The sequence below is a fragment of the Brachybacterium squillarum M-6-3 genome (assembly GCF_000225825.1).
In the GTDB taxonomy this organism is placed as follows: Bacteria; Actinomycetota; Actinomycetes; order Actinomycetales; family Dermabacteraceae; genus Brachybacterium; species Brachybacterium squillarum.
The window spans coordinates 588,523-609,892 of record NZ_AGBX01000007.1 but is presented as its reverse complement, the minus strand read 5'-3'; the positions used below and the strand labels follow the sequence as shown (position 1 = coordinate 609,892).

The following is a 21,370-nucleotide window of genomic DNA, read 5'->3' as shown; positions in this document are numbered from 1 at the left end:
GGTCTCACCCGTTCATCCCCGCCGCCCGGCCCCGCGCCGCTCGGATACAGTGCCAGTGCCTCCCGGGCGCCCCCGCGCGCCCGACCCCGGGTCCTCTCCCCACGACGGCCCCGCGAACCTCCCACGGAAGGACGACCACGCCCATGACCTCCGTGTCCCCCGCCTCCCTGCCCGCCCTGCGCGTCGCCGTGCTCGGCGCCGGCACCGTCGGCACCGAGGTGATCCGCCTGATCGCCGAGCAGGGCGAGGACCTCGCCCACCGCATCGGCGCCCGCCTCGAGGTGATCGGCGTCGCCGCCCGCGACCTCGAGCGCGACCGCGGCCCCCACGTGCCCCGCGCGCTGCTCACCGCCGACGCCTCCGCCCTGGTGCGCCAGGCCGACCTCGTCATCGAGGTGATGGGCGGCATCGAGCCCGCCCGCAGCCTGCTGCTCGAGGCCATGGAGCACGGCGCCAGCGTCGTCACCGCCAACAAGGCGCTGCTGGCCCAGGACGGCGTCACCCTCTACGAGGCGGCCGACGCCCACGGCGTGGACCTCCACTTCGAGGCCGCCGTCGCCGGCGCGATCCCCCTGGTGCGCCCCGTGCGCGAGTCCCTCGCCGGCGACCGCATCCAGCGGGTGCTCGGCATCGTCAACGGCACCACCAACTACGTGCTCGACGCGATGACCCGCACCGGCGCCAGCTTCCAGGACGCCCTCGCCTCCGCCCAGGAGCTGGGCTACGCCGAGGCCGACCCCACCGCCGACGTGCAGGGCCACGACGCCGCCGCGAAGGCCTCGATCCTCGCCTCCCTCGCCTTCCACTCCCGGGTGAACCTCTCCGAGGTGCACTGCGAGGGCATCACCGAGGTCTCCGCCCAGGACATCGCGGCTGCCTCCCGGATGGGCCGCACCATCAAGCTGCTCTCCATCGTCGAGCGCGTCGGCGAGGGCGAGTCCGAGCGGATCTCCGCCCGCGTCTACCCGGCGCTGATCCCCTCCTCCCACCCGCTGGCCTCCGTCTCCGAGGCCTTCAACGCCGTGTTCATCGAGGCCGACGCCGCCGGTTCCCTCATGTTCTACGGCCAGGGCGCGGGAGGCGCCCCCACCGCCTCCGCCGTGCTCGGCGACGCCGTCTCCGCCGCCCGGCAGCGGGTGCACGGCGGTGTCGGCCCCCGCGAGTACAGCTACGCCGAGCTGGCCGTGGCGCCGCTCGCGGAGCTGCGCAGCGCCTTCTACGTCTCCCTCACCGTGCAGGACCGGCCCGGCGTGCTCGCCGCGATCGCCGGCACCTTCTCCGCCCACGGCATCTCCATCTCCACCATCCACCAGGAGCTGCTGGAGGACGGGGAGGAGCCCGCCCGCGCCCACATCGGTATCACCACCCACACCGCCGTCGAATCGGCCATGACCGCCGCCCTGACGGACTTCGCCGGGACCGCGACGGTCCTGGACGTCGACTCCGTCCTGCGCATCGAAGGAGAATGACCCGCATGGCCCACCAGTGGCGCGGCGTGCTCGCCGAGTACCGCGAGCACCTGCCCTTCGCCGAGACCGACACCCTGCTGAGCCTGGGGGAGGGCGGCACCCCGCTCGTCGCCGCCCCCGCGCTGTCCCGCCGCACCGGCGCCGAGGTGCACGTGAAGGTGGAGGGGCAGAACCCCACCGGCTCCTTCAAGGACCGCGGCATGGTCTCCGCGATGACCAAGGCGCTCGCCGACGGCGCCACCACCGTGGTGGGCGCCTCCACCGGCAACACCTCCGCCTCCGCCGCGGCCTACGCCACCGCCGCGGGCATGTCCTGCGTGGTGCTGCTGCCCGAGGGCAAGATCGCCGCCGGGAAGCTCGCCCAGGCCGTCGTGCACGGCGCGCAGCTGGTGCAGGTGCAGGGCAATTTCGACGACTGCCTGGAGATCGCCCGCAAGCTCCACGCCGAGCACCCCGTCGAGCTGGTCAACTCGGTGAACCCCTACCGCCTGCAGGGTCAGAAGACCGCCGCCTTCGAGGTCTGCGACGCCCTCGGCCGCGCCCCCGACCTGCACCTGCTGCCCGTCGGCAACGCCGGCAACATCTCCGCCTACTGGATGGGCTACCGCGAGTACCACGAGCAGGGTGTCGTGGACTCGACCCCCGCCATGTGGGGCTTCCAGGCCGCCGGCGCCGCCCCCTTCGTGGCCGGGCGCCCGATCCCGAACCCGGAGACCGTCGCCACCGCCATCCGCATCGGCGCCCCCGCCTCCTGGCACCTGGCCGTCGAGGCGCGGGACACCTCCGGCGGCGTGATCGAGGCCGTCACCGACGAGCAGATCCTCGCCGCCCAGCAGATCCTCGCTGCCGAGGTCGGCGTCTTCGTCGAGCCCGCCTCCGCCGCCGGCGTCGCCGGGCTGCTGGCCAAGGCCGAGCGCGGCGAGGTGCCCGCGGGCGCCACCGTCGTCATCACCGTCACCGGCAACGGCCTCAAGGACATCGACACCGCACTGCGCGGCCACGAGCTCACCCCCACCGTGGTGCCCGTGGACCTCGGCGCCGTGGTCGAGGCCATCGGCCTGTGAGGATCCAGCACACCCGGGTCCGCGTCCGGGTCCCCGCCACCTCCGCGAACCTCGGCCCCGGCTTCGACGCCCTGGGCCTGGCCCTGGACCTGGTGGACGACCTCGAGCTGGAGGCGACCACCGGGGGCCTGGACATCGAGGCCACCGGGCAGGGCGCGGACACCGTGCCGACGGGGGAGGAGCACCTGGTGGTGCGCTCCCTGCGGCACGGGCTCGACCACGTGGGCGCCCCGCAGGTCGGGATGCGGCTGCGCACCGTGAACCGGATCCCGCACGGCCGCGGCCTCGGCTCGAGCGCCGCCGCCACCGTCGCCGGGCTGCTGCTGGCCCGCGGCCTGCTGGCCGAGCCCGAGGCACTGGACGACGACACCCTGCTGCAGCTCGCCACCGAGATCGAAGGCCACCCGGACAACGCCGCCCCGGCGCTGCTGGGCGGGGTCACGCTCTCCTGGATGCACGGGGAGCAGGCCCGCACCGCCTCGCTGCGGGTGGCCGAGGACGCCCTGGCCCCCCTGGTGCTGCTGCCCGACGTGACCCTGTCCACCCACGCCGCCCGCGGTCTGCTGCCCGCCGAGGTGCCCCACCGCGACGCCGCCTTCACCGCCGCCCGCGCGGCGCTGCTGGTGCACGCCCTGGCCGCCGAGCCCGAGCTGCTGCTGGAGGCGACCGAGGAGCGGCTGCACCAGGAGCAGCGCGGCGAGGGTATGCCCGAGAGCCTCGAGCTGCTGCGCGTGCTGCGCCAGGAGGGGCACCCTGCCGTGATCTCCGGCGCCGGCCCCTCGGTGCTGGTGATGCGGGGCCGCCGCGCCGAGCTCGCGCCGCTGGTGCGCCGCGTGGTCGGCGACCCGCGGGCCTGGCGCCTGGCCGAAGTCCCGCTGCGGGTGGACGGCGCCCGCTGTGTGGTAGGTTGATCGCGCGTCCAGGCGGCATCGCCGGTCTGCACCGTCGCAGTGCCTCGGAGCACTCCCCGGTACACATCCCTGTGAAGACCATGACGGCGATCCACGCCTGATCCGCGTCCCGCTCGAGCCCGCACCCGGCGCTCCTGCGCCCCGCTGCAGCTCGTGCACCGACGTCGACGCACCCCGAACCACCCCCGGCAGGCCCGCCCCGGTGCCCCGCACCTGATTCCGCGTGCCTGCACGGCAGAGCCCCGCCGCTCCGGGCCCCGCGCCCGACCATCGCGCCGCGGCTCCCTCACCGACACGGGACCGGGATTCCGGTCCGACAAGGAAGGACACCGGGTGAACGACTCCACCCCCACCTCCGATCTCGCCGCCAAGAAGCTCCCCGAACTGCAGGCGATCGCCTCCGGGATGGGCATCAAGGGCGTGCGCAAGCTGCGCAAGGGCGAGCTCGTCGAGGCCATCCGCTCCGGCGGCCCCGCCCCGTCCTCCGCCGCCCAGGGCGGCGGCTCCGCGCCCGCCGAGCGTCCCGCCCGCGTGGAGCGCCCCGCGCGCGAGGCCTCCTCCGAGCGCCAGGACTCCGGCCGCCAGGACAACGGCCGCCAGGATTCCGGCGAGGGTTCCCGCCCCCGCCGCGACGGCGGCTCCGAGCCCGAGCTGGGCATCGAGCTGCCCGACCGCTCCGGCGGCGAGCAGCAGCAGAAGCGCTCCGAGCGCCAGGACCGCGGCGACCGTCAGGACCACGGCGACCGCAATGATCGCCAGGACCGGGGCGACCGTGGCGACCGTCAGGACCGCGGCGACCGCCAGGATCGCGGCAACCGCGGCAACCGCGGCGATCGCAACGATCGCCAGGACCGCAACGACCGGGGCGACCGCCCCTCCCGCGTGGAGGACATCGCCCTGCCGGACCGCTCCGGCGAGTCCGAGGACGACCGCCGCGGCACCCGCGGCGGGGACGACGACGACCGTCGGGGGCGGAATCGCAACCGCAATCGCAACCGGGACCGCAAGCGTCGTGGCCGCGGCCAGGGCAATGAGCAGGGCCAGCAGGGCGGCGGCCAGAACCAGAACGACGAGCCCGAGGTCCGCGAGGGCGAGGAGCTGGTGGCCGTCGCCGGCATCCTCGACATCCGCGACAACAACGCCTACGTGCGCACCACCGGCTACCTGCCCGGCGCGAGCGACGTCTACGTGACCATGAACCAGGTGCGCAAGCACGGCCTGCGCAAGGGCGATGCGATCACCGGCCAGGTCAAGGCCCCCCGCGACGGCGAGGAGCAGCAGGCTCCCGAGCCGCAGCAGGGCGGCGGCCGCAACCGTCGCAACAAGGGCGGGCAGGGCAAGTTCGCGGCCCTGGTCTCCCTGGACTCCATCAACGGCATGACCCCCGAGCGGGCCCGCCAGCGGGTGGACTTCACCAAGCTCACCCCGCTGTACCCGGACCAGCGCCTGCGCCTGGAGACCTCCGGCAGCTCGCTCGCCCCCCGCGTGATCGACCTGGTCTCGCCGATCGGCAAGGGGCAGCGCGGCCTCATCGTCGCCCCGCCCAAGGCCGGCAAGACGATCATCATGCAGCAGATCGCCAACGCGATCACCGAGAACAACCCGGAGGTCCACCTCATGGTGGTGCTCGTCGACGAGCGCCCCGAGGAGGTCACCGATATGCAGCGCACGGTGAAGGGCGAGGTCATCGCCTCGACCTTCGACCGTCCGGCCTCGGACCACACCATCGTCGCCGAGCTCGCCATCGAACGCGCCAAACGCCTGGTGGAGATGGGGCGCGACGTGGTCGTGCTGCTGGACTCCCTCACCCGTCTCTCGCGGGCCTACAACCTCGCCGCCCCCGCCTCCGGCCGGATCCTCTCCGGCGGTGTGGACGCCTCCGCGCTGTACCCGCCCAAGCGGTTCTTCGGCGCCGCCCGCAACATCGAGCACGGCGGCTCGCTGACCATCCTCGCCTCGGCGCTGGTGGAGACCGGCTCCAAGATGGACGAGGTGATCTTCGAGGAGTTCAAGGGCACCGGCAACATGGAGCTGCGCCTCTCGCGCAACCTCGCCGACAAGCGCATCTTCCCCGCCGTCGACGTCAACGCCTCCGGTACCCGCCGCGAGGAGGAGCTGATGGGCCGCGAGGAGCTCGCGATCATGTGGAAGCTGCGCCGTGTGCTCGGTGCGCTCGAGCAGCAGCAGGCGCTCGACCTGCTGCTGGAGCGGCTGAAGAAGACGCAGTCCAACACCGAGTTCCTGATGACGGTGCAGAAGAACACCCCCAGCGTGGGGCAGCGCCAGGGCGACTGACCCTCCCGCCCCCGACGACCCCGAGGACGCCCCCGGCGACCTCGGGGTCGTCCGCGTCCGTCAGGGCGCCCGACGGCTTGGCGGGGCGCGGGGGAGCGTGTAGCGTCGGAGCGGTCGTGAACGTTCACGTGGATCTGCTCCCCACCGACAGCGAGGTCGTCATGTCCGCACCCTTCCGCTGGGCCGTCCTCGGCCCCGGCTCCATCGCCCGCCGCTTCGCCGGACAGCTGCCCTTCAGCGAGCACGGCGTGCTCGCCGGGGTGGGCAGTCGCGACCCCGAGCGCGCCCGCGCCTTCGCCCACGAGCACGAGCTTCACCATCCGGGCGTCGTGATCGGCAGCTACGAGGAGATCCTGGCCTCACCGGACATCGACGCCGTCTACGTCGCCACCGTGCACACCGCCCACGCGGCCCTGACCATCGCTGCGCTCGGGGCCGGCAAGCACGTGCTCTGCGAGAAGCCGCTGGCCCCGAACCACGGCACCGCGATGGCCATGGCGGACGCCGCCCGCCGCAGCGGCTCCACCCTGCTCGAGGCCTTCATGTACCGCTTCCACCCCCAGATCGCCCGGGTGCTGGAGCTGGTGGCCGAGGGCGCCATCGGCGAGCTGGTCCACGTGGACGCCTCCTTCGCCTTCGACACCGGCCGCCGCGAGGGCCGCCTCTTCGACCCCGCCACCGCGGGCGGCGGCATCCTCGACGTCGGCACCTATCCACTGTCCCTGGCCCGCCTGGTCGCCGGGGCCGCCGCCGGCACCCTCGCCGCCGATCCCACCGTCGTGCGCGGCGCCGGCACCCTCGGCCCCACCGGCGTGGACGAATGGGCCACCGCCCAGCTCACCTTCCCCTCCGGCGCCACCGCGACCCTGCGCACCGGCGTCCGGCAGGACGACCCCCGCAGCGCCGTCATCACCGGATCCGCCGGGGTGATCCGCCTCGAGGACCCCTGGGCCCTCGGCGACCGCCAGCTGCTGGTGCTCGAGCGCGTCGGCCAGCAGCGCGTCGAGGAGGACCTCACCGCCCCGCGCCCCTACGCCGCCGAGGCCGACGCCCTGGCCCGCGCCGCGGGCCAGGGCGAGGTGCCCGAGCTGCCGCTCGAGTTCTCCCTCGGCCAGGCCCGCGCCCTGGACCGCTGGCGCGCCGCGATCGGCCTGCGCTACCCCTTCGAGCGCGAGGACGGGATGATCCCCACCGTCACCGGTCGCCCGCTCGCCCTGCCCGCCGGGGAGCTCGCCCCCGCCGCCGAGCACGATCCCGCCACGGGCATGCGCTACGGCACCCTGCCCGGGGTGGACAAGTCGCTGTCCCGCCTGGTGATGGGCTGCGACAACCAGCCCGACCTCGCCCACGCCTCCGCGCTGTTCGACGCCTTCGTCGAGTCCGGCGGCACCGTCTTCGACTCCGCCTACGTCTACGGCGCCGGCCTGCACGAGGCGCAGCTCGGGCAGTGGATCGCCAACCGGGGCGTGCGCGAGGACGTCGTCGTCATCACCAAGGGCGCGCACACCCCGTCCTGCGACCCCGAGTCGCTGACCCGGCAGCTGCACGAGTCCCTGGAGCGCCAGCAGACCGACTACGCCGACCTCTACATGCTCCACCGCGACAACCTCGAGGTGCCCGTCGGCGAGTTCGTCGACGTGCTCGACGAGCACGTGCGCGCCGGCCGCATCCGCGCCGTCGGCGTCTCCAACTGGACCCTGCCCCGCATCGACGAGGCCCGCCACTACGCCGCCTCCCACGGCCGCCACGGCATCGACGCGCTCAGCAACCACTTCGGCCTCGCCGAGGCGCTGGACGTGCCCTGGGCCGGCTGCGTGCAGGTCACCGACCCCGCCTCCCAGCGCTGGCTGGCCGAGCGGAAGCTGCCGATCTTCCCCTGGTCCTCCCAGGCCCGCGGCTTCTTCGCCGGCCGCGCCCACCCCGAGGACCGCTCCGACGCCGAGCTGGTGCGCTGCTACTACAGCGAGGGCAACTTCGAGCGCCTGGAGCGCGCCCGCGCCCTCGCCGCCGAGCACGGGGTGCCCGCCACAGCCATCGCCCTGGCCTACGTGCTGGCCCAGCCCTTCCCGACCTTCCCGCTGTTCGGGCCCCGCTCGATCACCGAGATGCGCTCCTCGATGCAGGGCCTCGGCGTGGAGCTCACCCCCGAGCAGGTGGCCTGGCTGGACCTGCGCGGGGAGCGCCCGTGAGTCCACGCGCCGGAGGCGGACGCGCCACCATCGTGGACGTGGCCGCCCGCGCCGGGGTCTCCCGGCAGACCGTCTCCCGCGCCATCAACGACCTCCCCGGCATCCGCGAGGACACCCGGCAGCGCGTGCTGGAAGCCGCCGAGGAGCTGCACTACCGTCCCTCCCGCTTCGGCCGCGGCCTGGTCAGCGCCGAGCCGCCCACCCTCGGGCTGCTGGTCGACGATCTCGCCAACGCCTTCTTCCCCGAGATCGCCCGCGCCGTGATCCGCGAGGCCGCCGCCCGCAGCTGGAACGTGGTGGTGGCCGAGACCGGCGGCGCCGCGGATCCCGCCGCGGTGGGCGCGGACCTGGCCCGCCGCGCCGACGCGCTGCTCGGCTACGGCCTGCCCGCCCCCACCGGGGAGGCCGTCCCCGCCCGGATGCCCCTGGTCGCGCTCGACGCCCCCGCCGCCGGCGCCGGCGTGGTCTTCGACGACACCGCCGCCCTCGCCGAGCTCGCCGCCCACCTGGAGGCGGCCGAGGCCGGCCCGGTCGCGATGCTCGACGGGCAGGGCGCCCCCGGTGCCCCGGAGCATCCGAGCCCCCGCGCCGCGCGGATCCGGGACGTCCTCGCCCCGCGCCTGGGGGAGGTGGCGATCGTGCCGCCCGGCCCCGGGGGAGTGCCCGGCCAGCTCGCCGAGGCCGCGGCGCGGGAGGCCGGCACCCTGGTCTGCTTCCACGACGTGCAGGCCCTGGCCGTGCTGCAAGAGCTGCGCCGCGCCGGCCGCGCCGTCCCCGAGGACGTCCGCGTGGTGGGCGTGGACGGCCTGCACCTGGGCACCCTGGTGCACCCGGAGCTCACCACGCTGGGCGTGGACCGCGAGGAGGTGGCCCGGCACGCCCTGGACCTCGTCGAGGGCCTGTTCGGCGGCACCATCGCGCCGGGCTCGGCGGCCGCGCGCCGCCGCGTCGAGTACGGTCTGCTGCGGCGGCAGTCGGCCTGACCCCCGGGCCCGCCCGGTGGCGGCCCTGACGGGTGACCAAGCAGACACCGCGCCGGGCCCGTTCCCCCTTCCCACCTGCGTCGCCGCATGGCACAATCGTCCCTCGGTTCTGGTTCACGGCACCCGCCGGGTGCCGACCCAGCGACCCGGACGAAGGAGAGATTCGATGAAGGCCGATATTCATCCCGAGTACGTCGTGACCCAGGTGTCCTGCACCTGTGGCAACTCGTTCACGACCCGCAGCACCAAGAGCGACGGCACCATCCGTGCCGAGGTCTGCTCCGCGTGCCACCCCTTCTACACCGGCAAGCAGAAGATCCTCGACACCGGCGGCCGCGTCGCCCGCTTCGAGGCCCGCTACGGCAAGAAGAAGGCCTGAGCCCAGCTTCCGACGCCGGTGCACGCATCCCGCGTGCACCGGCGTCGTCGTCTCCGGCCGGGGACGGCCCGGTCACGACGGGGCAGGGCCGCCGGCGCAGGGCTGACGGGGCAGAACATAGGGAGCAGGGATGAGCAGCGCGCACGGGGACACCGGCGGTGACCGCCTGGCGCCGCTGCGCGCCGAGCACGCCGCCCTGCAGCAGCAGATGGCCGACCCCTCCCTGCACGACGACGCCTCCCGCGCCCGCCGCGTCGGCCGCCGCTACGCCGAGCTGGACCAGGTGCTCTCCGTCGCCGACGACCGCGACCAGGCCCGCGCCGATGCCGCCGCCGCCCGCGAGCTGGGCGCCGAGGACCCCGACTTCGCGGCCGAGGCCGAGCAGCTCGCCGCCCGCGCCGAGGACCTGGACGTCGAGCTCGAGGAGCTGCTGGCCCCCCGCGACCCCGATGACGCCCGCGACGTGATCCTCGAGATCCGCCCCGGCGCCGGCGGCGAGGAGTCCGCGCTGTTCGCCCTCGAGCTGCTGCGCATGTACCGCTCCTACGCCGAGCGCCGCGGCTGGCGCACCGAGCTGCTCGCCTCCGCCGACTCCGAGCTGGGCGGGATCAAGGACGCCACCCTCGCCATATCGGCCACGCCGACAACGTCATCGGAAGGTGTCTACGCGCACCTCAAGTACGAGGCCGGGGTCCACCGCGTGCAGCGCGTGCCCGTCACCGAGTCCGCCGGACGCATCCACACCTCCGCCGTCGGCGTGCTGGTGCTGCCCGAGGCCGATGCCACCGACGAGGAGGAGCTGCTGGGGGAGGAGATGGCCCCCGCGAACCTCCGCATCGACGTGTTCCGCTCCAGCGGTCCCGGCGGCCAGAGCGTGAACACCACCGACTCCGCCGTGCGCGTCACCCACCTGCCCACCGGCATCGTCGTCTCCTGCCAGGACGAGAAGAGCCAGCTGCGCAACCGCGACCAGGCCCTGCGGATCCTCCGCACCCGCCTGCTGGACGCCCGCCGCCAGGAGCAGGAGGCCCAGGCCTCCGCCGCGCGCCGCTCCCAGGTGCGCACCGTGGACCGCTCCGAGCGGATCCGCACCTACAACTTCCCCGAATCGCGCGTGGCCGACCACCGCACCGGCTTCAAGGCCAACACCCTGTCGCAGGTGCTCGGCGGGGACCTCGACGAGCTGGTCGCCGCCGCGCGCGCCGCCGAGCGCAGCGCCCGCCTCGAGGCCGCCGCCCAGGAGCAGCAGGCATGAGCACCGAGGCGGTGGAGGGCATGCGCGGCGACGACGTCCGTGCCTGGCTGCGCACGGCCCTCGCCGCGGCCACCGCCCGGCTCGGCGCCGCCGGGGTGCCCTCCCCGAGCGTCGACGCCCGCGCGCTGATCGCCGCCGCCGCGGACACCGAGCGCCCCCTGGTCCTGCTCGACGCCCTGCCCGCCGACGTCGAGGACCGTCTCGAGGCCCTGCTGGCCCGCCGCGAGGCCCGCGAGCCCCTGCAGCTGATCCTCGGCGAGGCCCCCTTCCGGCGCCTGATGCTGCGGGTGCGCCCCGGCGTCTTCGTGCCCCGCCCCGAGACCGAGCTGGCCCTGGACCTGCTGGCCGCCCACCAGGACGCCCCGCCGAGGCGCGTCGTGGACCTGTGCACCGGCAGCGGGGCGCTGGCCGCCGCCGTGCTGGACGAGCTGCCGCAGGCGGAGGTGCTCGCCGTGGACCTCTCCCCGGAGGCCGTCGAGCTGGCCGCCGAGAACCTGGAGGCCGCCGGGCACGGCCGCGGCCGGGTGCTGCGCGCCGACCTCGCCGGCTCCCCGGGGGACGCCGACCCGGCCCTGGCCGGACTGGCCGCCGCGGCCGGTGTCGACGCCGTGCTCTCGAACCCGCCCTACGTGCCCCCGGACGCCGCCCCGCGCGACCCCGAGGTGGCCCGGCACGACCCCGCCGCCGCCCTGTACGGCGGGGGAGCGGAGGGCCTGGAGCTGCCCCGCCAGGTGCTGCGCTGGGCCCGGCACCTGCTGCGTCCCGGTGGGCTGCTGGTGATGGAGCACGCCGACGTGCAGGGGGAGGTCACCCGTGCCCTGGCCGCCGAGGTCGGCGGCTTCGGGACCCCGATCACGGCCCGCGACCTCACCGGCCGCGACCGCTTCCTGGTGGTGCGCCGCGCCATCGGGCCTGCGCAGGACAAGGATGAGAGACTGACCCCGTGAGCGTGCACGACACCCAGAACCCCGAGACCCGCGAGGACGCCCTGTCCGCCGCGGTGCAGGCCGTCCGCGACGGCGACCTCATCGTCCTGCCCACCGACACCGTCTACGGCATCGGTGCGGACGCCTTCACCCCCGCGGCGGTCACCGCGCTGCTCGAGGCCAAGGGCCGCGGCCGTGACACCCCGCCGCCCGTGCTGGTCGGCGACCACGCCGTGCTGCTCGCCCTCGCGGTCGACGTGCCCGACTACGCCGAGCGTCTCGCCGAGGAGTTCTGGCCCGGCGCCCTGACCCTGATCCTGAACGCCCAGCCCTCCCTGACCTGGGACCTGGGGGAGACCCGCGGCACCGTGGCCCTGCGCATGCCCGACGACGAGACCGCCCTGGAGCTGCTGCGCCGCACCGGCCCGCTCGCCGTCTCCAGCGCCAACCGCCACGGCAAGGACGCGGCCCTGACCGTCCTGGACGCCGCCACCCAGCTCGGCGACGCCGTGGAGATCTATCTCGACGGCGGCACCGCCCGCATCGGCACCAGCTCCACCATCATCGACACCACCGTCGAGCCGGCCGAGATCCTCCGCGAGGGCACCCTGACCCGCGAGCAGATCATCAAGGCCGTCGGCGACATCTTCACCGCCCGCGAGCCCGAGCCCGCCGAGGGCGAGGACGACGTGGCCGCCGAGGCGCCCGAGGGTGCGGAGCCCTCCGCGGACGACGCGGCCGACGGTGCTGAGGCCGACGCCGACTCGCCGGCCTCCGAGGCCGCCTCGGAGACCGCGGCCCCCGCCGCCGAGCACACCGCCCCCGCCGGGGTGCTGGACCTGCCGGCCGAGCCCACCGCCGAGCAGACCGCCGGCACGACCGCCGCCGGGGACGACGCCGCCGCGTCCCCGCGGACGCCCGGGTGAGGATCTACCTCTTCCTCCTCCTGGTCTCGGCGGCGGTCACCTACCTGATCACCCCCGCGATCCGCTTGTTCGCGCGCCGCTACGGCGCCATGACCGCCGTCCGCGAGCGCGACGTGCACGACGCCGCCACCCCGCGGCTGGGCGGGGTGGCCATGCTCGCCGGGGTCGCCGCCGCCCTGCTCATCGCCGCCTCCGTGCCGTTCCTGCACCCGCTCTATCTGGGCTCCAGCCAGCCCTGGGCGATCCTCGGCGCCGCCGCCCTGGTCTGCCTGCTGGGCGCCGCCGACGACAAGTGGGACCTGGACTGGTGGACCAAGCTCGCGGGGCAGGCGCTGGCCGCGCTGCTGATGGCGTGGCAGGGCGTGCAGCTGGTCTCCCTGCCGATCAACGGCGTCACCCTGCTGTCCACCCACACCGCGCTGATCCTCACCGTGCTGGTCGTGGTGGTCAGCATGAACGCCGTGAACTTCGTGGACGGACTGGACGGCCTGGCCGCCGGGGTGATGGCCATCGGCGGCGGCGCCTTCTTCGCCTACGCCTACATGCTCACCCGCAGCGCCTCCGCCTCGGACTACTCCTCCCTGGCCGCCCTCATCACCGCCGTGATGATCGGGGCCTGCCTGGGTTTCCTGCCGCACAACCTCACCCGGGCCCGCATCTTCATGGGCGACTCCGGCTCGATGCTGCTGGGCCTGCTGCTCGCGGCCAGCACCATCGCCGTGACCGGCCAGGTGGACCCCGCCCGCCTCTCCGGCGCGGACGTCCTCGGCCAGTTCCTGCCGATCCTGCTGCCCATCGGCGTGATGGTGATCCCCTTCCTCGACTTCGCCCTCGCCGTGGTGCGCCGCATCGGCGCCGGCAAGAGCCCCTTCCACGCCGACAAGGCACACCTGCACCACCGTCTGCTGCGGCTCGGGCACTCCAAGCGCACCGCCGTGCTGATCATGTACGTGTGGACCGTCGTGGTCTGCGTGGGCCTGCTGCTGCCGCTGCTGGCGGAACCCCCTACCGTGGTCGTGTTCTGGGCGGTGGGCCTGCTGTTCGCCCTGCTGATCACCCTGGACCCGCTGAGCCGGCTGCGCCGCCACCCGGTGCCGCCCGAGGCCGCCCTGCCGGGCCCCGAGACCGACCCGACCCGCAACGACCCCGTGGAGGACGCCGATGCCCGCCGCTGACCCCCCTGCCGCCGCGCGGACACCCGTCCCCGACCCCCGCGACCCCGGCGTGCAGCGGGCGCGCTCCCGCAACGACGCGATGATGGGTCGGGCGCTGCTCGTCGCCGTCGCCGCCGGCCTCGTGATCGACCTGGTGGTGATCGTGCTCGCCGCGACCCTCGGCGGGGACGGCGCCCTGATGGGCGCCCTGGTCGGCAGCGGCCTCGCCCTGGTGGTGACCCTGCCCACACTGGGCAGCGCCGTGCTCTCCCGCCGCCTGCCGCCGATGGCCTGGGCCACCGTGCTCATGGGTAGCTGGATGGTGAAGATGTTCGTGCTGATCATCGCGCTGCTGCTGCTCCGGGACGCCGAGTGGCTGTCCCGCCCCTGGCTCGGTCTGGCCCTGCTCGCGGGTGCCCTGGTCGCCGCCGTGGTCGAGGCCGTCGGGATGGTGCGCACACGGCCCCGTCTCGAGGTCGCCGAGGTGCGCGACGAGCCCTGATGCTCTGTTATGCTCGATCTGTCTTCGCGCGGCCTGAACCGGGCTCCCGCCGACTCCCTCTCCCTACCCCCTCCCGGGGTGAGAGACGGTCTCGACCGGGTCCGGTGCCACCGCCAGATCATCGCCCGCCTCCTCGGGCGCGGTCGCGGTGGGGCGGCCATGCGGCGCTCACGACCCCGGTCGTCAGCGTGACCGAGACTGCACGACCATCCAGGCGGACCCTCAGCCCGGGACGGCCGAGCCGAAGCGCCCCCGCGCCAGCGGACTCGCAGCCCCGACACCGGGCACGGACGCCCGGACGCCGCCACGACGACCACGGGAGATCGCGCTGAACACCTCCGACGCCACCGGTAGCCTCCTCGCCGAAGGCGACTCCTTCTTCCACGTCCCCACGATCGCCGAGTTCTTCCCCGACGCGATCCTCTTCGAGGGCACCTGGTTCGAGTTCAACCGCGTCCAGCTGGTGCGCCTGATCATCCTGGTCGTGGTGCTGGTGGGCATGAGCGTGATCGCCTCCCGCTCCAAGCTGGTCCCCGGCCGCATCCAGAGCATCGTCGAGATCCTCATCGAATTCGTGAACACCTCGATCATCGCGAACACCCTCGGCCTGCGCGAAGGCAAGCGCTTCGCGCCGATGCTGGTGACGATGTTCTTCTTCATCTTCGCGATGAACCTCGGCGGCGTGATCCCCGGCCTGAACCTCGCCGGCACCTCCGTCATCGGCATGCCGCTGCTGCTGGCCCTGTGGACCTTCGTGACCTACCTGTTCTTCGGCATCAAGAAGCACGGCCTGGGCGGCTACCTCAAGCACGAGACCATGCCCCCCGGGGTCCCGAAGCCCATCTACGCGCTGCTCATCCCGATCGAGCTGCTGCAGGTGGTGCTCATCCGCTGGGCCTCCCTGACCATCCGACTCCTGGCCAACATGGTCGCCGGCCACATCATGATGGTCGTCTTCATCGGCATGACCCAGGCGCTGCTGTTCTCCGGCTCGGCGCTGATCGCCCTGGCGCCCTTCTCCGGCGCGCTGGCCATCGGCATCTACGGCTTCGAGATCTTCGTGGCCGCGCTGCAGGCCTTCATCTTCACCATGCTGACCGCCGTCTACATCCAGATGGCCACCGCCGACGAGCACTGACCCACCCCGGTCTCGTCCCCCGTACCTCCCCTTCCCTCCCCGAACCTTGCCGTCCGACCGGTCGGCACAACGAAAGGAAACCCTGTGGACACCACGCTCCTCGCCGCTCTCGACGGAAACATCGCGACCGTGGGCTACGGTCTCGCGGCGATCGGTCCCGGCATCGGCATCGGAATCATCGTCGGCAAGACCGCTGAGGCCATGGCCCGCCAGCCCGAGCTGCGCGGCCAGCTGCAGACCACCATGTTCATCGGCATCGCCTTCACCGAGATCCTGACGCTGCTGGCGATCGTCACCGGCTTCATCTTCTGAGGACCCCTCGATGATTCAGGCTGAAGAAAGCGTGCCGGGCTGGAGGCTCCTCGTCCCGGCCCCCGCGGAGATCATCTGGACGCTGATCTTCCTGGTGATCTTCGCCCTGGTCTTCATGCGCTTCATCCTCCCGCGGCTCAACGCCGTGCTGGACGAGCGCTCCGAGAAGATCGAGGGCGGGCTGAAGAAGGCCGAAGAGGTCCAGCAGCAGGCGGACCAGCTCAAGGACACCCAGGAGCAGGAGCTCGCCGCCGCCCGCCAGGAGGCCGCCTCCATCCGCGAGAAGGCCCGTGCCGACGGCGCCCGCATCGTCGAGGAGGCCAAGACCCGCGCCGAGACCGAGAACGAGCGGATCCTCGCCGCCGGCCGCCAGCAGCTGAGCGCGGAGCGCACCTCCGCCGAGGCCCAGCTGCGCGGTGAGGTCGGAACCCTCGCCAGTGACCTGGCCTCCAAGATCGTGGGGGAGTCCCTCTCCGACGACGAGCGCTCCCGCCGCGTGATCGACCGGTTCCTGGACGACCTCGACCAGGCCCCGACTGCGACCCGATAAGGACCCCCGATGCGAGGAACCTCCTCCACCTCCCTGCGTGAGGTGACCCAGCGATCCCAGCAGCTGCTGGGCGGCGCCGACGCGCCGCTCGAGCGGACCGCCGCGGATCTGTTCTCCCTCGCCGACGCGATCGACTCCAGCAATCAGCTGGTGCGCGCGCTCAGCGACGGCGGCCGTCCCGCCGAGGTCAAGCAACAGGTCGTGCGCTCGCTGTTCGAGGGGAAGGTCGGCGCCCCCGCGCTCGAGCTCGCCCTCGAGGTGGTCGCGCGGCGCTGGTCCGAGCAGGAGGACCTGCTCGACGCCCTCGAGCAGCTCGGCCTCGAGTCCCTGCTCGAGCTGGCCGACCGCCAGGGCGTGCTCGGCCGGGTCGAGGAGGAGCTGTTCCAGGTCTCCCGCGTCATCGAGGACAGCCCCGCCCTGAGCGCGGCCCTGGACGACGCGCGGGACGACACCGCGGCCCGGGAGGGCATCGTCTCCCGGCTGTTCGAGGGGCGCATCCACGCCCTGTCGGTCCTGCTGGCCCGACGGGCCGTCGGACGCCGCACCGAGGCCAAGCCCGTCCGGCGCCTGCTGGACATCGCCGAGATCGCCTCCGAGCGTCGACGTCGGCTGCTCGCCGTCGTCACCAGCGCCCGGCCGCTCTCGCCCGAGCAGCAGTCCCGGCTGGAGGGCATCCTCGCCCGGGTCTACGGGCAGGCCGTCCAGTCCAACTACGAGCAGGACGAGGACGTCGTCGGCGGCCTGCGCATCCAGGTCGGCGACGACCTGTACGACGCCACCGTCCTGGCGCGCCTGGCCACGGCCCGCACCCGCCTGGTGGCCTGACGGCCCCGCCCCGACACCCGCAGCATCACGACGATTCCCCCGCCCAGCGAGGGGACGAGAGGAAGCGAAGCACCCCGATGGCTGAGCTCACGATCAACCCGGAGGACATCCGGAACGCCCTGGACACCGCCGTGTCCACCTACCAGGCCGGCACCCCCGACCGCGAGGAGATCGGCCGCGTCACCGAGTCGGCCGACGGCATCGCCCGCGTCGAGGGCCTGCCCACCATCATGGCCAACGAGCTGGTCCGCTTCGAGGACGGCACCCTCGGCCTGGCGCTGAACCTCGACCTGCGCGAGATCGGCGTCGTGGTGCTCGGTGAGTTCACCGGCATCGAGGAGGGCCAGCAGGTCCGCCGCACCGGCGAGGTGCTCTCCGTCCCGGTCGGCGACGGCTACCTCGGCCGCGTGGTCGACCCCGTCGGCGCCCCCATCGACGGTCTCGGCGAGATCGCCGCGGACGGCCGCCGCGCCCTCGAGCTGCAGGCGCCCGGCGTGATGCAGCGCAAGAGCGTGAAGGAGCCGCTGCAGACCGGCCTCAAGGCCATCGACGCGATGACCCCGATCGGCCGCGGCCAGCGCCAGCTGATCATCGGCGACCGCCAGACGGGCAAGACCACCGTCGCGATCGACACCATCCTGAACCAGAAGGCGAACTGGGAGTCCGGCGATCCCAGCAAGCAGGTGCGCTGCATCTACGTCGCGGTCGGCCAGAAGGGCTCGACCATCGCCTCGGTGCGCGCCACCCTCGAGGAGAACGGCGCGCTGGAGTACACCACCATCGTGGCGGCCCCGGCCTCCGACCCGGCGGGCTTCAAGTACATCGCCCCCTACACCGGCTCGGCCATCGGCCAGCACTGGATGTACCAGGGCAAGCACGTCCTCATCGTCTTCGACGACCTCTCCAAGCAGGCCGAGGCCTACCGCGCCGTGTCGCTGCTGCTGCGCCGTCCGCCGGGCCGTGAGGCCTACCCGGGCGACGTCTTCTACCTGCACTCCCGTCTGCTGGAGCGCTGCGCGAAGCTCTCCGACGAGATGGGCGGCGGCTCGATGACCGGCCTGCCGATCATCGAGACCAAGGCCAACGACGTCTCTGCGTACATCCCGACCAACGTCATCTCGATCACCGACGGCCAGTGCTTCCTGCAGTCGGACCTGTTCAACGCGAACCAGCGTCCCGCCGTGGACGTCGGCATCTCGGTGTCCCGCGTGGGCGGCTCCGCCCAGATCAAGGCCATGAAGGCCGTCTCGGGCACCCTGAAGATCTCCCTGGCGCAGTTCCGTGACCTGGAGTCCTTCGCGATGTTCGCCTCCGACCTGGACGCCGCCTCCAAGCAGCAGCTGAACCGCGGCGCCCGCCTGATGGAGCTGCTCAAGCAGTCCCAGAACTCGCCCTTCCCGGTCGAGGACCAGGTCGTCTCCGTGTGGGCCGGCACCACCGGCCACTTCGACGACATCGACGTCGAGGACGTCCGCGAGTTCGAGGAGCAGCTGCTGGAGCACCTGCGCCACAACGGCTCCGTGCTCGAGGACATCCGTACCACCCAGAAGTTCTCCGACGAGACCGAGCAGCAGCTCACCGAGATCCTCGGCCAGGTCAAGCAGGACTTCCTGGCGGGCAAGGGCAAGGACCCGGCCGGTCATGACGTCCACGGCAGCGCCGAGGACGAGGACATCGACCAGGAGCGCATCGCCCGCGGCTGATCCGGCATCGCCTCCCGCCTGCGGGCGGGAGGCCCCGGACCACCGCGGATCGGCCCCCGAAGGAGAGACATGGGAGCGCAGCAGAGGCAGTACAAGCAGCGGATCGGCTCCGCTCAGGGCATGAAGAAGATCTTCAAGGCCAAGGAGATGGTGGCCGCCTCGCGCATCTCGAAGGCCCACGCCCGGGTGCAGGCGACCACCCCCTACGCCGAAGCGATCACGCAGGCCATCGGGGCCGTCGCGACCCATTCCGGGGAGCTGGACCACCCATTCCTGGAGACCGACCGCCAGCAGACCGGCCGCGCCGGCATCCTGCTGATCACCGCGGACCGCGGCATGACCGGCTCCTACTCGCACAACGTGATCCGTGCGGCCGAGGAGCTCGGCAACCGCCTCCGCGAGGAGGGCAAGACCCCGGTCCTCTACGTCGTCGGCCGCAAGGGCGAGACCTACTTCCGCTTCCGCAACCGCGAGCCGGAGCGCGCCTGGGCCCCCTACTCGGAGAACGAGCTGGCCTCCCTCGGCCACGAGGTCTCCGAGCAGCTCACCGCGGACCTCCTCAGCGAGGACGCCGAGCGCCACCTCGACGAGCTGTACCTGGTGGGCACCCGCTTCCTCAGCCGGTTCCAGCAGGTGGCCCGCGCCACCCGCCTGGTCCCGATCGAGGTGGTGGACGGCGAGGAGAACGCCGGCGGCATCGGGGCCCCCTCGTACCCGCTGTACGAGTTCACCCCGGACGCGGAGACCGTGATGGACGAGCTGATGCCGCGCTACATCGAGTCGCGCATCGTCAACCTCCTCATGCAGTCGATGGCCTCCGAGCACGCCGCCACCCAGCGCGCCATGAAGACGGCCACCGACAACGCCGAGACCCAGATCCGCAAGTTCACCCGCCTGGCCAACTCGGCCCGCCAGGCGGAGATCACCCAGGAGATCTCCGAGATCGTCGGCGGCGCCGACGCCCTCTCGGGATCCGGTCGCACCGAACGCTGAGCAGCCCCGGACGCTCACGCGCCGGACGAACCCATTGGAGAGAACCCCATGAGCACCCCCGTCCTCCCTGACACCACCGCCGCGGCCGGCGAGACCCAGCCGGGCACCGGTCGCATCGCCCGCGTCACCGGCGCGGTCGTCGACATCGAGTTCCCCCCGGGGCAGATCCCGGACCTGTACAACGCGCTGACCACCGCGATCTCCGCCGAGGCGGGCCTGGACTCCACCAGCCTGAGCCTGGAGACCGCCCAGCACCTCGGCGACGGCATGGTCCGCGCCATCGCGCTGAAGCCCACCGACGGCCTCGTGCGCGGCCAGGACGTGGTCGACACCGGCGCCGCGATCTCCGTGCCCGTGGGCGACGCGACCCTCGGCACCGTGTTCGACGTGGTGGGCAACCCGCTGAACAAGGAGGCCTCGCAGCTCGAGGTCAAGGAGCGGTGGCCCATCCACCGCACCGCCCCGAACTTCGACCAGCTCGAGTCGAAGACCACCATGTTCGAGACCGGCGTGAAGTCGATCGACCTGCTCACCCCCTACGTGCAGGGCGGCAAGATCGGCCTGTTCGGCGGCGCCGGCGTGGGCAAGACGGTGCTCATCCAGGAGATGATCTACCGCGTGGCCAACAACCACGACGGCGTCTCCGTGTTCGCCGGCGTGGGCGAGCGCACCCGTGAGGGCTGGGACCTCATCGAGGAGATGACCGAGTCCGGCGTCATCGAGAAGACCGCCCTGGTCTTCGGCCAGATGGACGAGCCGCCGGGCACCCGCCTGCGCGTGGCCCTCTCGGCGCTGACGATGGCGGAGTACTTCCGCGACGTGCAGTCCCAGGACGTGCTGCTGTTCATCGACAACATCTTCCGCTTCACCCAGGCGGGCTCCGAGGTCTCCACCCTGCTGGGCCGCATGCCCTCCGCGGTGGGCTACCAGCCGAACCTGGCCGACGAGATGGGCGTGCTGCAGGAGCGCATCACCTCCACCCGCGGCCACTCGATCACCTCGATGCAGGCGATCTACGTGCCGGCCGACGACTACACCGACCCGGCGCCGGCGACCACCTTCGCCCACCTGGACGCGACCACGGAGCTCTCCCGCGAGATCGCCTCGCGCGGCCTGTACCCCGCGATCGACCCGCTGACCTCCACCTCGCGCATCCTGGACCCGCGCTACATCGGCCAGGAGCACTACGACACCGCGGTGCGCGTGAAGCAGATCCTGCAGCGCAACAAGGAGCTGCAGGACATCATCGCGATGCTCGGTGTGGACGAGCTCTCCGAGGAGGACAAGGTGACGGTGGCGCGCGCTCGCCGCATCCAGCAGTTCCTCTCGCAGAACACCCACATCGCCAAGCAGTTCACGGGTGTGGACGGCTCCGACGTGCCGCTGCGCGACACCATCGAGGGCTTCAAGGGCATCTGCGACGGCGAGTTCGACCACATCGCGGAGCAGGCGTTCTTCAACGTCGGCGGCATCGACATGGTGATGGAGAACTGGCACCGCATCCAGAAGGAGCTGGGCGAGTGAGTGCCCTCGACGTCACCTTCGTGACCTCCGACCGGACCGAGTGGTCCGGGAAGGCGGCGCGCGTGGTGGTGCCCGCGGCCGACGGCTCGATGGGCATCCTGCCGCGGATGCAGCCGACCCTCGCGGTCCTGGACCGCGGCATCGTCCGCATCACCTCGGACTCCGGCGAGGTCACCGAGCGCGAGGTACGCGGGGGTTTCGTCTCCGTGGACGCCGACGTGGTGACCATCGCCGTGGACCACGCCGACCGTCCGGCCTCCCGCTGAGCCGAC

Annotated in this window: 20 protein-coding genes; all 20 read left to right on the top strand. The window is 73.0% G+C overall.

The features are described 5' to 3' along the window. Positions 1–143: 143 nt before the first annotated feature. The 20 genes from OM98_RS12425 to OM98_RS12330 all read left to right on the top strand — a co-directional run bounded on the left by OM98_RS12425 (position 144) and on the right by OM98_RS12330 (position 21,364). Positions 144–1,469, top strand: coding sequence for a homoserine dehydrogenase (locus tag OM98_RS12425; protein ID WP_010534958.1), 1,326 nt, complete (start codon positions 144–146; stop codon positions 1,467–1,469). A 5-nt stretch (positions 1,470–1,474) separates the two neighbouring features. Further along, positions 1,475–2,533, top strand: a complete 1,059-nt coding sequence (thrC, locus tag OM98_RS12420; RefSeq protein ID WP_010534957.1) for a threonine synthase — start codon at positions 1,475–1,477, stop codon at positions 2,531–2,533. Next, positions 2,530–3,444 (top strand): homoserine kinase, encoded by a 915-nt coding sequence (gene thrB / locus OM98_RS12415; protein WP_010534956.1) that lies wholly within the window; start codon positions 2,530–2,532, stop codon positions 3,442–3,444. Before thrC ends, thrB begins: the two co-directional genes overlap by 4 nt. A 333-nt stretch (positions 3,445–3,777) precedes the next feature. Then, on the top strand, positions 3,778–5,739 hold the full coding sequence (gene rho / locus OM98_RS12410) for a transcription termination factor Rho (protein ID WP_010534955.1): 1,962 nt from the start codon (positions 3,778–3,780) through the stop codon (positions 5,737–5,739). A 161-nt stretch (positions 5,740–5,900) separates the two neighbouring features. Continuing rightward, positions 5,901–7,928: an aldo/keto reductase gene (locus OM98_RS12405; RefSeq protein WP_029362847.1), complete on the top strand. Its 2,028-nt coding sequence runs from the start codon at positions 5,901–5,903 to the stop codon at positions 7,926–7,928. After that, positions 7,925–8,911, top strand: coding sequence for a LacI family DNA-binding transcriptional regulator (locus OM98_RS15935; RefSeq protein ID WP_010534953.1), 987 nt, complete (start codon positions 7,925–7,927; stop codon positions 8,909–8,911). Before OM98_RS12405 ends, OM98_RS15935 begins: the two co-directional genes overlap by 4 nt. Before the next feature lie 166 nt (positions 8,912–9,077). Then, positions 9,078–9,290, top strand: a complete 213-nt coding sequence (gene rpmE / locus OM98_RS12395) for a 50S ribosomal protein L31 (protein ID WP_010534952.1) — start codon at positions 9,078–9,080, stop codon at positions 9,288–9,290. Between the two features lie 130 nt (positions 9,291–9,420). Then, on the top strand, positions 9,421–10,545 hold the full coding sequence (gene prfA, locus OM98_RS12390) for a peptide chain release factor 1 (RefSeq protein ID WP_010534951.1): 1,125 nt from the start codon (positions 9,421–9,423) through the stop codon (positions 10,543–10,545). Beyond that, a complete protein-coding gene (locus OM98_RS12385; RefSeq protein WP_010534950.1) occupies positions 10,542–11,492 on the top strand; it encodes a N5-glutamine methyltransferase family protein in 951 nt (316 codons plus the stop codon). Before prfA ends, OM98_RS12385 begins: the two co-directional genes overlap by 4 nt. Then, positions 11,489–12,397, top strand: a complete 909-nt coding sequence (locus tag OM98_RS12380; protein WP_010534949.1) for an L-threonylcarbamoyladenylate synthase — start codon at positions 11,489–11,491, stop codon at positions 12,395–12,397. Before OM98_RS12385 ends, OM98_RS12380 begins: the two co-directional genes overlap by 4 nt. Continuing rightward, positions 12,394–13,572: a glycosyltransferase family 4 protein gene (locus tag OM98_RS12375; RefSeq protein ID WP_010534948.1), complete on the top strand. Its 1,179-nt coding sequence runs from the start codon at positions 12,394–12,396 to the stop codon at positions 13,570–13,572. The genes OM98_RS12380 and OM98_RS12375 overlap by 4 nt, the downstream gene beginning before the upstream one ends. Further along, positions 13,559–14,053 carry a Cg1360 family ATP-synthase-associated protein gene (locus tag OM98_RS12370; protein WP_010534947.1) on the top strand — a complete coding sequence of 165 codons (495 nt, stop codon included), beginning with the start codon at positions 13,559–13,561 and terminating at the stop codon, positions 14,051–14,053. Before OM98_RS12375 ends, OM98_RS12370 begins: the two co-directional genes overlap by 14 nt. Before the next feature lie 148 nt (positions 14,054–14,201). Beyond that, the gene (atpB, locus tag OM98_RS12365; RefSeq protein WP_010534946.1) at positions 14,202–15,191 is read left to right on the top strand and encodes a F0F1 ATP synthase subunit A; all 990 of its coding nucleotides are present in this window, start codon (positions 14,202–14,204) and stop codon (positions 15,189–15,191) included. 84 nt (positions 15,192–15,275) lie between these two features. Then, positions 15,276–15,503, top strand: coding sequence for an ATP synthase F0 subunit C (atpE, locus tag OM98_RS12360; RefSeq protein ID WP_010534945.1), 228 nt, complete (start codon positions 15,276–15,278; stop codon positions 15,501–15,503). A 10-nt stretch (positions 15,504–15,513) separates the two neighbouring features. Further along, a complete protein-coding gene (locus OM98_RS12355) occupies positions 15,514–16,053 on the top strand; it encodes a F0F1 ATP synthase subunit B (RefSeq protein WP_050812667.1) in 540 nt (179 codons plus the stop codon). 9 nt (positions 16,054–16,062) lie between these two features. Continuing rightward, complete coding sequence (locus OM98_RS12350; protein ID WP_010534943.1) at positions 16,063–16,878, top strand: F0F1 ATP synthase subunit delta; 816 nt, start codon at positions 16,063–16,065, stop codon at positions 16,876–16,878. 77 nt (positions 16,879–16,955) lie between these two features. After that, entirely contained in the window at positions 16,956–18,581 is a 1,626-nt protein-coding gene (gene atpA, locus OM98_RS12345) for a F0F1 ATP synthase subunit alpha (RefSeq protein WP_010534942.1), read from the top strand. A gap of 69 nt (positions 18,582–18,650) precedes the next feature. Next, positions 18,651–19,574, top strand: coding sequence for a F0F1 ATP synthase subunit gamma (locus tag OM98_RS12340; RefSeq protein WP_010534941.1), 924 nt, complete (start codon positions 18,651–18,653; stop codon positions 19,572–19,574). A 48-nt stretch (positions 19,575–19,622) separates the two neighbouring features. Then, on the top strand, positions 19,623–21,098 hold the full coding sequence (gene atpD / locus OM98_RS12335; RefSeq protein ID WP_010534940.1) for a F0F1 ATP synthase subunit beta: 1,476 nt from the start codon (positions 19,623–19,625) through the stop codon (positions 21,096–21,098). Beyond that, positions 21,095–21,364 carry a F0F1 ATP synthase subunit epsilon gene (locus OM98_RS12330; protein WP_010534939.1) on the top strand — a complete coding sequence of 90 codons (270 nt, stop codon included), beginning with the start codon at positions 21,095–21,097 and terminating at the stop codon, positions 21,362–21,364. Before atpD ends, OM98_RS12330 begins: the two co-directional genes overlap by 4 nt. The last annotated feature ends 6 nt before the right edge of the window (positions 21,365–21,370 follow it).

Coding starts and splice junctions, on each gene's coding strand:
- OM98_RS12350 (WP_010534943.1), top strand. CDS start 16,063: ATGCGAGGAACCTCCTCCACCTCCCTGCGTGAGGTGACCCAGCGATCC.
- OM98_RS12340 (WP_010534941.1), top strand. CDS start 18,651: ATGGGAGCGCAGCAGAGGCAGTACAAGCAGCGGATCGGCTCCGCTCAG.
- OM98_RS12385 (WP_010534950.1), top strand. CDS start 10,542: ATGAGCACCGAGGCGGTGGAGGGCATGCGCGGCGACGACGTCCGTGCC.
- OM98_RS12405 (WP_029362847.1), top strand. CDS start 5,901: ATGTCCGCACCCTTCCGCTGGGCCGTCCTCGGCCCCGGCTCCATCGCC.
- OM98_RS12355 (WP_050812667.1), top strand. CDS start 15,514: ATGATTCAGGCTGAAGAAAGCGTGCCGGGCTGGAGGCTCCTCGTCCCG.
- rpmE (WP_010534952.1), top strand. CDS start 9,078: ATGAAGGCCGATATTCATCCCGAGTACGTCGTGACCCAGGTGTCCTGC.
- thrC (WP_010534957.1), top strand. CDS start 1,475: ATGGCCCACCAGTGGCGCGGCGTGCTCGCCGAGTACCGCGAGCACCTG.
- OM98_RS12370 (WP_010534947.1), top strand. CDS start 13,559: ATGCCCGCCGCTGACCCCCCTGCCGCCGCGCGGACACCCGTCCCCGAC.
- OM98_RS12425 (WP_010534958.1), top strand. CDS start 144: ATGACCTCCGTGTCCCCCGCCTCCCTGCCCGCCCTGCGCGTCGCCGTG.
- atpA (WP_010534942.1), top strand. CDS start 16,956: ATGGCTGAGCTCACGATCAACCCGGAGGACATCCGGAACGCCCTGGAC.
- prfA (WP_010534951.1), top strand. CDS start 9,421: ATGAGCAGCGCGCACGGGGACACCGGCGGTGACCGCCTGGCGCCGCTG.
- atpD (WP_010534940.1), top strand. CDS start 19,623: ATGAGCACCCCCGTCCTCCCTGACACCACCGCCGCGGCCGGCGAGACC.